This is a genomic window from Hanstruepera neustonica (assembly GCF_002895005.1).
In the GTDB taxonomy this organism is placed as follows: Bacteria; Bacteroidota; Bacteroidia; order Flavobacteriales; family Flavobacteriaceae; genus Hanstruepera; species Hanstruepera neustonica.
On the sequence record NZ_POWF01000002.1, the window covers coordinates 93,224 to 105,524 of the forward strand.

Consider the following 12,301-nt stretch of genomic DNA (forward strand, 5'->3'; position numbering starts at 1 on the left):
TATTTTCTACAATTTAATTCTTTTTTTCATTTCTTCAACAATGTTAAATGCCGCTGGACAAATAGCCACATTTTTGAGTGTCAAATTAGATATCTGTTGGAATTTCTTTCTATCGGTATGCGGAAATTCTTTACACGCTTTGGGTCTGACGTCATAAATACTACAATAATTATCTGCTCCCAAAAAAGTACACGGAACCGATTGCAAAACATAATCATTTTCTTCATCAATTCGCAAATAACTTTCAATGAAATCTTGAGGTTTCATTTTGAAATGTTTGGCTATCCGTTCAATATCCTTATCGGTAAATAAAGGCCCAGTCGTTTTACAACAGTTGGCACATTCTAAACAATCCGTTTTTTGAAACTCCCGATCATGTAATTCCTGCATCACATAATCTAGTTGCTTGGGTGGCTTCTTTTTTAGTTTTTTAAAGAAGGCTTTATTCTCGTTATGTTTATCTTTGGCCAGCTGTGGCAGATTATCAATAAAGTCTTGCATGGTGTAAAAATAGTCAAACTAATTATAAAAAATGGATTCCTGCCTTCGTAGGAATGACAAAATATGAAAGATCTTTTTGGGAAAGCTTTATTGGATTATTATCATGGTAACTACACCGAAGATATTATAACGGCAACCAACATTTCGGATGAAGATGAACTGCCTTTACCCTACCTCTTCCGAGATTTTAAGAATATGCCTAAACTGGAACAAAAAGCCTTACAGCTTGCAAAGGGCTCCATTTTGGATGTGGGTTGTGGATCCGGTTCCCACAGTTTGTATCTTCAAAACAAAGGTTTAGTTGTGAAAGCCATTGATATTTCAAAAGGTGCCGTTGAAGTCAGTCAAAAACGGGGAGTCAAAAAAGTTCAACAATTAGATTTACTGGATGAAAGCGAACAGTTTGATACCATTTTACTGCTGATGAATGGTACAGGTATTTTTCAGGAAATCAATCAGGTTGCTAAATACTTAAAACATTTAAAATCGTTGTTAAGACCTAATGGTCAAATCCTGATAGATTCTTCAGATATTCAATATATGTACCAAGATGAAGATGGCGGTTTATGGATTGATACCAACGCTGGCTACTATGGCGAACTGGATTATTTTTTAAGTTATAAGGGTGAGGAAGAAACACCCATAAAATGGCTTTATCTGGATTTTGAAACTCTATTCGTGGCTTGTAAAAGTGCTGGACTTAACTGCGAAAAAATCATGGATGGTGAACACTTTGATTATTTAGGAAAACTCTCCTAGTTTAATTGTGGTTCTCCTCCAACATAAGTTTGCAATACTTTTGTATTTGGAACGTCATCAATAGGCACTTTCATGATATCTCTATCGATAATAATAAAATCAGCCAATTTACCGACTTCAATACTGCCTTTTTCCTCTTCTTCAAAATTGGAATAGGCTGCCCAAATAGTCATTCCCTTTAGGGCTTCCATGCGTGTCAAACCATTTTCAGATTGAAATCCACCTTCTGGATAATGCTCTAAATCTTGCCTGACAACAGCTGCATAAAATGTTAAAAAGGGACTAACTTGCTCCACAGGAAAATCGGTGCCTAAAGCAATTTTCCCATACTGCTCCAATAATTTTTTGTATGCATAAGCTCCATGAATACGTTCTTCGCCAACGCGATCTTCCGCCCAATACATATCACTAGTAGCATGTGTAGGCTGAACAGAAGGCAAAATATGGTCAAAATATTGAAAATCTTCTGGTGACACTACCTGTGCATGCTCGATACGCCAACGTCTGTCCTGTTTACCCAATAAGGCATCCTTGTAGGCCAATAAAACCTGATGATTGGCAGAATCTCCTATGGCATGCGTATTCATTTGAAATTGAGAATCTGCAATGCGGCTCGCAGAATTTTTTATGTGATTTAAAGACATCACAGGTAATCCGTAGGTATCTTGTTTGTCAGAATAAGGTTCACGTAGCAATGCTCCTCTGGACCCTAAAGCACCATCGGCATAAAACTTGAAGGACCTGACATTCAACCGATCTGTTTTGGTAATTCCTTTGTTCAAATAATGATTCAAATTCGTTTCTGTACCTGGCACCATCATATAAAGTCGCATTTTTAAATCACCTGATTTCTGGAGGCTATCAATTAAGTCAATGGTTTCAATCCATGGTGTGGTGAAAATATCTGGGCCAGCATCAGAAATGGTAGTCAATCCATTTTCAAAACAGATTTTTTGAGCCGCTAAAAGCGCTTCAACGAGTTGTTCCTGATTAAATTCCGGCCAATTATTCATGACCAACTGTTCGGCATTGTCTAGTAGAATACCTGTTAGCTTTCCATCTTTCACCTCCACTTCACCACCTTCAATGGTACTGTTAATAGTAACATTTCCCAAATCTAATGCCGCTTGATTACAAAAAGATGCGTGACCATCTATACGCGTAAGCGCCACAGGTGTATTGGGGAATAATTTGTCTAAAATGGTTTTATCAGGCATGTTTTTATCTTCCCAATCGTTTTGATCCCAGCCTCTGCCTTTTATAAATGGCATGTTGTGCTCTTTATGAAAATCCAACACACGCATAATCATATCATCAAAACTTGTTGTTCCTATCAGGTTAACCTGTTTTTGCAATTGCCCAAGGGTCAGAAAATGCGCATGCGCATCAATCAATCCAGGTAAAATGGTGAGCCCTTCTGCATTAATTATGGTGTCCGCAGTATATTTTTCCTGTAATTCATTTGATGAGGCCAGATCAAAAAACCTCCCATCTTTAATGGCAAATGCTTCAGCCTTGTCAAATTCGTCCAAAAGTGTATAGATATTTGCATTAATAACTATCGCATCAACTTGTGGTTTTTCTTTTTGACAAGAGAATATGCTTAAAAAGATAAAAGGCAGTATGAGTTTTTTCATAAATGGCTATTTATAAAATCTTATCTAAATTAATAATTATAATTAGAAATAGAGATGTTACTATACGATAATAAGATTTTTGAAACACGTTTCGAGAGCATTTTCGACATCTCGACTACGCTGGATGCAGACTTATATTCAATGTAACCCCTTATCGCAGATTAGAATGAAAGAGAAATTCCTGCTTTCGCGGGTATTTGTTAAAAATCAAACTTGTAAGTTGCGCCTCCTAACAATTGAATGCCTTGAACATCAAAATTTTGCCAGCGCTGATAGTCTTGATTAGCCAGATTGTTTCCTTTTAAATAAGCTGATAATCTATCAGTAATGTGATAGCCTACGTGAGCATTTAAATCAAAATAGCTATCTAACGTGACTACTCTTTCAAATGGCTGAATAAGATTTGGATAGAAAATATTATCCTTACGTTCCCCTACATAAAACAAATTAGCTCCTACAAACCACTTTTCATTAATTTGGTAATCCATAAATAACGATGCTTTAATATCTGGTAAATTCCAAGCTTCACGCTCATCACTAACATCATAAATAAAATATTCTCCTTGAATTCCCAAGGTGAAATTTCGGTTAACATCCACACTTAATTCGCCACCAATGGAAAAGGTCGACACATCATCGTACACCACACCAAATGAATTACCATAGGTATAACTTTCACCCATTGCTAAAACGGTATTATTTAAAAACAAGGCTTTATTGCTTTCTGCAACATAACCTCCTTTAATGTTGTAACCCATACTATTGGATAGCTTCCCTTTAAGACCTACAAAGGCATTGTATTGCTGATCGGTTGGTGTTATAAAAAGTGTTGGAGAAACATACGGATTCTCCTGCGCGAAGTCGTAATAACTATTCTGAATTAAACCACCCTGAATGCCACCATAAGCAATAAGCACCTCATCAACCACACGATAAGAAGCAGAAACGTTCGGATAGATGTAAAACTTATTACCGCCTAATTCAGTATCATTCAAATAGTATAAAGACACACCCAAATCCAATGTTAAATCATCTTGGGTCAATCTATAAGTTGGTGCTAGACCGATATTAAAATTTCCGTATTTTAATTCACCTAACGCATTATAACTACGGTCAAACGAACCTCCTAAATAATCAATTTTCAGAACTGTGGCTATTTCAAAATCGGAAATAGGAATATCGGCAGTTGCCTGGGCCTTAAACCTATTTTCTCCTGAACCTTTATCATCTCCAAAGCGTCTAAAAAATACAGATCCTGAATTAATGTATGAATCTTCAAAAGTAATATCACCCGACACATGTGCACCGTAAAACTCGTGTAAAACCGGTAATCTATCGACATCCGATTTCTCAAAAATAGATTTGGGCACACCATACCAATTATAACTTTGATGCAGACCTCCCAACTCCACATTCCAGGCCATGTCCCTCAAGTTTTGCGCATAATTGATATTTAATTTAGTATCATAAAAACTATCATCTAAATAAACCCCATCAATGCCACCTTGCGATGAATGATGACTGATGTAGCCTCCAACGCTTTCCGTTCTTGACAAAGCATGATTGAGATATAATTCTCCTAAAATATTGACATAATTTCCAAATCCTAATGACGCATAATTATCATATAATTTAGGTGGTTTCTCCTTATCAACTACAGCAGCTTTACCTTTAGCTGGCGTAAACGTTGAAGCCACTGGAAAGGAAAAAATATTATACTGAATGTTTTTTTTGGTCGTTGTAACCTCATCATCCAATGAGGGTTCTTCTTTGACTTTAAACGCATCGGAAATAGTTGGTTCGTAAGGTTTCACAACATTAATAACATTGGTGTCCAATGTATCATTAGGACGCTCTTGAGACCAAGAAATTGTGATTGAAAAAACGGTTACCGCTATTAAGATTTGATAAACTTGCTTACGCATAGATTTGTTTTTTGTTTGATGTCTTTCTTTGATTTTATTCTGCTCTAAATTGTTTGATTTAATCTTCACTTTGAACAGATGCGTTGGTTTTAGCTTGTTCGGATTTTATGGTATTCAATTCAGTTTGTGCTTCCTCTACGACGTCATCAAAATCTGGAAAATTTTCAATGACACTTTCTAAAATATAGGTTGCCTGAAAAGCATCTTCCAAAGCATAATAGTTTTTAGCCATGATGATCAAGCCTTTGGCTGAATAATATTTATAACCCGAAAAGTCTTTGGCTAATTGTTGAACCGTTGTATTGGAAGCCTCATAATTTCCAGATTGGTGTTTGAAATAGGCATTATAATAAAGTGCTTCAGCAGCTGTTTCTCCTGTTGCTGTTTTTTCTACTTCAGTATACGCCATTTTAGCGCGTTCTTCGTTTCCTTGCTTAATAAAAGATCTAGCCATAATGACATGCGCATCACTTTTAATTTTATTATCAATGCTGCCATTCGACAAAACCTTTTCAGCATATGAAATAGCTTGATCATATTTTTCCAATTGGTAATTGGCTTTCATCAAATTGGATTGGGCAAAAATGACATTCTGTGGAAAGCTGGCCTCAACTTCCAATCGTTTTAGTATCGGAATGGCTTCGTTCCAATTTTTGTTTTCTAAATAAATCTGCGATAGCCTGGACAGAGCCTCTTCAGTAAATTCATTTTGGGTAGCATCAATAACCGCTTTATAATGCGGTGCCGCATTCGATTTTAAATCTTTTTTGAAATATAATTGTGCCAAATAGAAATGTGCCTGCAAGGCATGAATACCTCGAGGGAATTCATTTAAATAGCCGTTAAATTGACGAATGGCATCATCCGTTTTGTTTTCAATATATTTTTTTTCAGCTGATTCAAAGGTGGTATTATCCAAGTCAGCATCCGTGACATCCACATAATCCAATGTTTTTACCCAAGATGCATAGTCATTTACACGTCCTAAATCAATATAAATCAATCGTGCTGTTGCCACCGCCTGATTAGCTTCAGGTGTTCCTGGATAATTTGTTGCGACGGTTTTGAACTTACTTAACGCGCGTTCATTATCTCGAGCATTATAATATATCAACCCTTGTCTCAATTGGGCTTTAGGCGTTAAAACACTCATACGATATTCCGAGTTCAGTCGGTCATACATTTTAATGGCTTTCTCTGATTCACCTTTTTTGACATAGGAATTACCCAATTCATACATGGCGTCATCACGTAATGTGGATTTTGGGAATCTCTCAATAAAGGACTCTAATCCTGAAATTTTTTGGTTTGTATTTCCGGCGTAACCTTGGCTCAAGGTTTTTTGAAAAAAGGCATAATCGGTATCAACTATATTTAACCTGACTGCCTGATCATAAGCCTGAATGGCTTCTGTATATTCAGTGGAAACAAAATGTGCATCACCTAATCTCAAATAGGCATCATTTAAACGAATATCATCTTCTTTTACATGACTAATAAAAGCCTCAAAATGCTCACCTGATTGGGCGTAATTCTTTTGCTTAAAATACGTGTAAGCCAAATTATAATCAATATTTGTATACTCTGGTGTATCAGTTGAACTGGCTTGCTGCTTAAACTGTTTGAACCCAATTAAGGCATCTTCATAATTGGTTAAATTATATTCGGTTTCGGCTTTCCAGAAAGTCGCACGAGCCGTATACATATCATCTCGTGGCTCCTTGATTGATTTCTCAAATAAATTTTTAGCTTCTTGGTAATTGCCTTCGTTGTACAATTCCAGTCCTCTGTAAAATGCTACTTTTTGATAAGCAACCTTATTTTCAAAACTGCGTTTTCCTTCAAGTAAGCTTAATGCCTCTTTATAGTTTTTTGAAGTTATATAAGAATCTATCAATAGGGTTTCTATTTCTTCCTTGTAAGCCGTATCTGGATACTTTTCCAAATAAGAAGTCAGCACTTGTGGAACTGATTGATAAGGATTCCCTATTTCGTAACTAATTTTGGCATAGTTTAACCAAGCGTCTTCCTGGATTTTTAAATCAAAATCCATTTGGGATGCATTCCTAAAAGCGTTTAACGCTTCTTGCTTCTTATCAAGATGCACATAACTTTCACCCAAATGGTAATAGGCATTTTGAGCCACACCATTATTACCATCGACTATTTTATTGAACTCTGATATAGCCTCCTCATAATTACCCTGTTTATAATGGGCATAACCCAACTGATAGTAGTCTGTATTGTTCCATTTACCACGTCTACCTTTAAATTCCTTTAAATGAGGAATCGCTTCAGCATACTGTTCTAAATTAAAATAACTTTCGCCTATAATTTTGTTGAGTTCTGACACTTCGTTTGGGTCACTATCTGGCAAACGTTCTTTTGCTAATTTGATAGCCTCTTCAAACTTCCCTAACTTAAAATTCAAGTCCGCTTGATAGTAAGACAGTTTCTCCTTGTATTTTTCCTGATCGCTTACCTGATCAAAATATTCATTAGCTTGATTATAATCATCATCCTGATAAGCCATAAAACCCATGTAATATTTTGCTTGAGAACCATATTTTTGGGATGTTTCCAATCTAGAAAGATAAGTCTTTGCCGTTTTATAATCACCTGTAGTAAAGGCTACATACCCATTGTTGAAACTAAATTTGTCCCGTTCACTCCTTGCCAAAGAATTCTCATCAACTTTATCATACCATTTTTTAGCATAGGCATATTTACCATTAACAAAATAATAGTCAGCAACATCTAAAAAGGCCGTATTGCGTTTGGTGCTTGTAGGATAATTTTCAACAAAACCCTCTACCAGTTTATCGGCATTTTGCTGATTGAGCCTGACTGCACAATTCGCTATGTAGTAATCGCAATCAGATTTCAGGGCATCTGTTTCTGCGTCTTTTTTGATGCTTCTAAATAATGATTGTGCCGCGAGATACTGATTGTTGTTATAGAGTGATAATGCTTTTTGATACTCGACCAAATCATTAGTGTAGGCTTCCGTCTGCTGTGCAAATGTTATTTGAAAAATTCCAAAAACCAGTGTGAAAAATAAGGCTATTCTTCTATACATGAATGCTATTTTTTAATTCAAAATCAAAGATAAATCAATATGTATTCCATAACGGCGGAATTAACTTATAATTATAAACAGAGTTATAAAAATTGCTGCTTCACAAAAATTACCAACCGCAACATGGGTAAATTTTTAAAGAAAACTATACATTTACAATTAGAAACCAATCCGTTTCCTCTGACCCTCTTTTATGAACACCACTTGCGCAATTATTGTTCCATGTTTTAACGAAGCCAGTAGAATTGATTCAGAAAAATTCAGAGCCGTTGAAAAACAAAACAAAACCATTACATTTTATTTTGTAAATGATGGAAGCACTGATAACACAAAGGGTATTTTAGATGAGTTGTGTAAATCTTCAAATTGCTTAAATGTATTACACCTTAAAAAAAACGTAGGTAAAGCAGAAGCTGTTCGTCGAGGCGTATTAAATTCGAAAATGGACTATGACTATGTTGGCTATTTAGATGCCGATCTTTCAACTCCTTTAAAAGAAATTGATCGTTTATTGAAATTTGCCCAGGACAATCATAAGAATTTTGTGATGGGTTCTCGCATTAAAATTGTTGGAAATGCTATCGATAGACGTTTAAAAAGACATATTTCAGGACGAATTGTTGCGACTATTATTGATTCGTTTATATTAAAGTTAGGCATTTATGATACGCAATGTGGCGCCAAAATAATTGATTATCAGTTAGCTAAAGAACTATTCAAAGACCCTTTTAAAACAAAATGGTTGTTTGATGTCGAATTAATTCTACGTACCAAGCTCAAATATGGCAAAGCATATTGTTTAGAAAATATAGTTGAAGTTCCCTTGTTAGAATGGCAGGACATTGGGCAATCTAAAATTAGTTATTTAGATATTTTGAAATTGCCCTCAGATTTTATAAAAATACATAACCATTATAAGTGATATTTCTTAAAAAGGCATATAACATACTTTTACAAAACCCAGTTAGAAATCTATTGATTTATGCGGTGTTATTAAGGGTTTTAGTATTTGTTTTTTATCATGCAATCACCATATTTCCTGATACTGAAGATTATGTCAAACTAGCTTCTTTTATAGGTAATTTAAGCCTTGATAATTATACTGGTGAGAGAACACCTGGATTTCCGTCATTTATTGCATTGGTTGGACAAAACTTATACATAACCGTTTTCCTACAAGTTATTCTTGGTATCGTTTGTACTTATTTACTTTATGATTTCTGCTGGATGAAATCTAAAAATAAACACCTAGCGTTTATTACGGCGTTTGTAACCACTTCCTTTTTACATGTTGTATTTTACGAGTTTGCCATTTTAACAGAATCTCTTGCCTATACATTAATGGTTTTAGCTTTTTGGTTTATTGAAAAATATAAACTATTGGAAGTTTCAGCTTCAGTCAAAAACCTATTTATTTTATCGCTTATTTTAAGTGCATTGTATTTAACGAGGCCTTTATTCATCTACTTCCCAATTGGGTATTCTCTATATTTTACAGTAAAAAATTTCAAAGTAAATACCAAAGCTGTTATCATTAAAGCTGTTATTATTTTAATAATTCCTGTCTTCAGTTTTTATAGTTGGAATTCACTGAACAAACGTAATATTGGCTACTTTACTAGTAGCTATTACTTGGGAATTAATTTAGCACAAACAGCCACAAGTTTTTTTGAAAAAGCTCCTGACGAACATCACGTTATTAGAGATATTTTCGTAAAACATCGCCGTTATGTCGTTGAAAACGAACCTGATTATCAATATCCTATGACAGTATGGTATGCATATGATGAGCTTATTGAAACAACGCAACTTTCACCACCAGAATTATCTAATCAACTTGGTCAAATATCCATAAACCTCTTTAAAGAATATCCAGGCCTCTATTTAAAACAGGTTTTCATATCGTGGAAAGACTTTTGGGGAGGCACCTCTACTCTGTTATGGAATGTAGACAAATTTGAATTAAAACTCATTCGAAAAAGCCTTGTTGGCCTGTGGAATTACATTCAAAAACCAGCATTAGTTTTAATAAACATGTTATTCTTGATTTTTGCTTTCAAAAAGGGAATTGTTGCACTTAAACGAAAGCTACGAGTTTTAGATTCCGATTTATTTTTGGTATTAATAATTCTATCTGGTTCACTTGCTCAAGCATTGGTAGCCTATGGTACAAATTCTCGATTCTGCTTTCCCTATTTCGCATTAATTGTTTACTTTGTGATATCGAATATTTTTTCTTTTAAAAACTCTAAATCGTAATCATGCAGCAAGTACTTTATCTTAAAGACGCTTCTATTTTTCAAGGTGATAGTTTGGTATTATCGGATATCAATGTTGAAATAAACAAAGGTGATTTTGTATATCTCATAGGTAAAACTGGAACTGGAAAAAGTAGTTTTATGAAAACGCTTTACGGTGATTTACCTTTAACGAAAGGCGAAGGTAGTATTGTAGATTTTGATTTAAGAACCTTAAAGGAGAAAGACATTCCTTTTTTAAGAAGAAAGCTAGGCGTTGTTTTTCAAGACTTCAAACTTTTAACTGACCGAACAGTTAATGACAATTTAAGTTTTGTTCTAAAAGCGACTGGTTGGAAGGACAAAAAAGAAATGAACAGCAGAATTGAAGAGGTTTTGGACAAAGTCGGCATGAAAACCAAAGGCTTTAAATATCCGCATGAACTTTCCGGTGGTGAGCAACAGCGTGTTGCCATTGCTAGAGCCCTGTTAAACAACCCTGAATTGATATTAGCTGATGAGCCTACTGGAAATTTAGATCCACAAACCAGTGTTGAAGTTATGGAAGTCCTTCAGGATATTAATAAAAATGGTAATACTATTTTAATGGCTACCCACGATTATGCCTTACTTTTAAAGTATCCGAGTAAAACACTTAAGTGTGATGACAATCAGGTTTATGAGGTGGTTCAGAAGAAGAGTTAAAAATAGATAACTATACTTTTTTCATATTTTTCTGAATTTTTATCAGTGCATTCACTATTGGCAAATTTTTAATGATTTCCTTAAAATTGGAATCCTTATTAAATGGCGACATAACCAATAACAGCCCTATGCACATAATTGCTCCATACATGGACACATCTAATGTAAGGGCAATTCCAGCATGAAGAAACAACAACAAAATACCCCAAACCCGGTGAAGATTGGCTCTAAAAAACACAACAATTGAAAACAATTCAATATAAACGGCTCCTAAATACAGTAGCCAAGCTAGGTGGTAATTTTCAACTAGCCATGCACCCACCAAAGTTGGTTCAATCAACTGGTTTTGTAAAATAATGATATTACGCATGGACAAAGGCGAAAATAAACTCACCTGACCATTAAAACATTCTATAACTCCCCAAAATAATTTCCAAAAACCAGTTAACGAGTAAGATAACAACAAGAAAAACTGCATGGTTGCAAACATTAAAATGGTTTTTGCTTTATAATGTTCGGTTTTTGAATTGGGCATAAACATCAAGCAAAACAAATACATGAGCGGCAAATAAAGTCCATGATTTATCTTTCCAAACGAATTGGTGAAAGCCACAAACAAAAAGAAATTGAAAAAGGCAAAAACCTTTAAAAACAAATTATTGCTCTTAAAGCATAGCAATACAAATGATAACAGCAAAGTCAATTTAAAATATAAGGCCATATAAACCGAAGGGACTCCCTTAAATAATAATAGAGGCCAAAGCGGATTGATTCTTTCGGCTACCTCCAGTTCTTGTACATTGAAAACATTATTAAAAACCAACACCAAGAAGAATATATATGAAAACTTGATGATTATTTGAATGTCTTCATATAATCTATCAATTGGCTTATCAAAAATTGAAAACTTACCAATTGTATGTTTCCAGAAGTAATGATCTTTTATATACTCAATCAAAATTTACAATCTTGTTATTTACAATTGAACAAACCTTTCGCACTTTTTCTGAATTCAAATAATCTGTTTGACTCAAGTCCAACTCTTTTACAAATAAATCATAATTACTTCCATTTGGTAATAATTTAAGGAACTTGGTTTCTTCTATTTGGTTTTTATTAAAGTTATTGGAAACGGCCTGATAGAAATTAGCCACATTTAAATTCATGTCAATAAGCGAAACATGATGAATGTTATTAAGCTCTAAAATATTGGTTGGTGGAATTATGGAATCTCCTATTTTTGTAACCATGACATAGGGAAATTCAATATTATCAGGAGTTTTAGAATAAAGAGACCATCTAAAGAAAGGAAATATTTCCTTGTTATATGTGGTGAATCGACCAACAAAAGCTATTGTTAAATAAATAAAAGCCCAAAAAACAATAAAGTTTTTATAAAATTTCATACTGAATAGTCGCGACAAGCCTAAATTAAATAATATTTATAAAAGAACGCAC

Annotated in this window: 10 protein-coding genes; 4 read left to right on the forward strand and 6 right to left on the reverse strand. The window is 34.5% G+C overall.

Annotation, left to right across the window (positions count from 1 at the left end; translation table 11 throughout):
* Positions 1–6 precede the first annotated feature (6 nt).
* Positions 7–501 carry a YkgJ family cysteine cluster protein gene (locus C1T31_RS05110; protein ID WP_103051412.1) on the reverse strand — a complete coding sequence of 165 codons (495 nt, stop codon included), beginning with the start codon at positions 499–501 and terminating at the stop codon, positions 7–9.
* A 63-nt stretch (positions 502–564) separates the two neighbouring features.
* Here C1T31_RS05110 and C1T31_RS05115 point away from each other — a divergent pair, with 63 nt between their 5' ends.
* Positions 565–1,260, forward strand: coding sequence for a class I SAM-dependent methyltransferase (locus C1T31_RS05115; RefSeq protein ID WP_103051413.1), 696 nt, complete (start codon positions 565–567; stop codon positions 1,258–1,260).
* Here the strand turns inward: C1T31_RS05115 and C1T31_RS05120 are convergent.
* From C1T31_RS05120 to C1T31_RS05130, 3 genes are all read right to left on the reverse strand, one after another.
* Positions 1,257–2,897, reverse strand: coding sequence for an amidohydrolase (locus C1T31_RS05120; RefSeq protein ID WP_103051414.1), 1,641 nt, complete (start codon positions 2,895–2,897; stop codon positions 1,257–1,259). The two genes, C1T31_RS05115 and C1T31_RS05120, sit on opposite strands and share 4 nt — an antisense overlap.
* Before the next feature lie 200 nt (positions 2,898–3,097).
* Positions 3,098–4,822 (reverse strand): TonB-dependent receptor, encoded by a 1,725-nt coding sequence (locus C1T31_RS05125; RefSeq protein WP_103051749.1) that lies wholly within the window; start codon positions 4,820–4,822, stop codon positions 3,098–3,100.
* Positions 4,823–4,880: 58 nt separating this feature from the next.
* Positions 4,881–7,901, reverse strand: coding sequence for a tetratricopeptide repeat protein (locus C1T31_RS05130; protein WP_103051415.1), 3,021 nt, complete (start codon positions 7,899–7,901; stop codon positions 4,881–4,883).
* Positions 7,902–8,094: 193 nt separating this feature from the next.
* Here C1T31_RS05130 and C1T31_RS05135 point away from each other — a divergent pair, with 193 nt between their 5' ends.
* The 3 genes from C1T31_RS05135 to C1T31_RS05145 are packed head-to-tail and all read left to right on the forward strand — an operon-like array spanning position 8,095 to position 10,843.
* The gene (locus tag C1T31_RS05135; protein WP_103051416.1) at positions 8,095–8,823 is read left to right on the forward strand and encodes a glycosyltransferase; all 729 of its coding nucleotides are present in this window, start codon (positions 8,095–8,097) and stop codon (positions 8,821–8,823) included.
* Positions 8,820–10,160 carry a hypothetical protein gene (locus tag C1T31_RS05140; RefSeq protein WP_123912625.1) on the forward strand — a complete coding sequence of 447 codons (1,341 nt, stop codon included), beginning with the start codon at positions 8,820–8,822 and terminating at the stop codon, positions 10,158–10,160. Before C1T31_RS05135 ends, C1T31_RS05140 begins: the two co-directional genes overlap by 4 nt.
* 2 nt (positions 10,161–10,162) lie before the next feature.
* A complete protein-coding gene (locus tag C1T31_RS05145; protein ID WP_103051418.1) occupies positions 10,163–10,843 on the forward strand; it encodes a cell division ATP-binding protein FtsE in 681 nt (226 codons plus the stop codon).
* A gap of 10 nt (positions 10,844–10,853) precedes the next feature.
* Here the strand turns inward: C1T31_RS05145 and C1T31_RS05150 are convergent, their stop codons facing one another.
* Both C1T31_RS05150 and C1T31_RS05155 read right to left on the reverse strand, forming a co-directional pair.
* Positions 10,854–11,801, reverse strand: coding sequence for a hypothetical protein (locus C1T31_RS05150; protein WP_103051419.1), 948 nt, complete (start codon positions 11,799–11,801; stop codon positions 10,854–10,856).
* A complete protein-coding gene (locus tag C1T31_RS05155) occupies positions 11,794–12,249 on the reverse strand; it encodes a hypothetical protein (RefSeq protein WP_103051420.1) in 456 nt (151 codons plus the stop codon). The genes C1T31_RS05150 and C1T31_RS05155 overlap by 8 nt, the downstream gene beginning before the upstream one ends.
* Positions 12,250–12,301: the final 52 nt, after the last annotated feature.

Coding starts and splice junctions, on each gene's coding strand:
- C1T31_RS05110 (WP_103051412.1), bottom strand. CDS start 501: ATGCAAGACTTTATTGATAATCTGCCACAGCTGGCCAAAGATAAACAT.
- C1T31_RS05155 (WP_103051420.1), bottom strand. CDS start 12,249: ATGAAATTTTATAAAAACTTTATTGTTTTTTGGGCTTTTATTTATTTA.
- C1T31_RS05130 (WP_103051415.1), bottom strand. CDS start 7,901: ATGTATAGAAGAATAGCCTTATTTTTCACACTGGTTTTTGGAATTTTT.
- C1T31_RS05135 (WP_103051416.1), top strand. CDS start 8,095: ATGAACACCACTTGCGCAATTATTGTTCCATGTTTTAACGAAGCCAGT.
- C1T31_RS05145 (WP_103051418.1), top strand. CDS start 10,163: ATGCAGCAAGTACTTTATCTTAAAGACGCTTCTATTTTTCAAGGTGAT.
- C1T31_RS05125 (WP_103051749.1), bottom strand. CDS start 4,822: ATGCGTAAGCAAGTTTATCAAATCTTAATAGCGGTAACCGTTTTTTCA.
- C1T31_RS05115 (WP_103051413.1), top strand. CDS start 565: ATGAAAGATCTTTTTGGGAAAGCTTTATTGGATTATTATCATGGTAAC.
- C1T31_RS05120 (WP_103051414.1), bottom strand. CDS start 2,897: ATGAAAAAACTCATACTGCCTTTTATCTTTTTAAGCATATTCTCTTGT.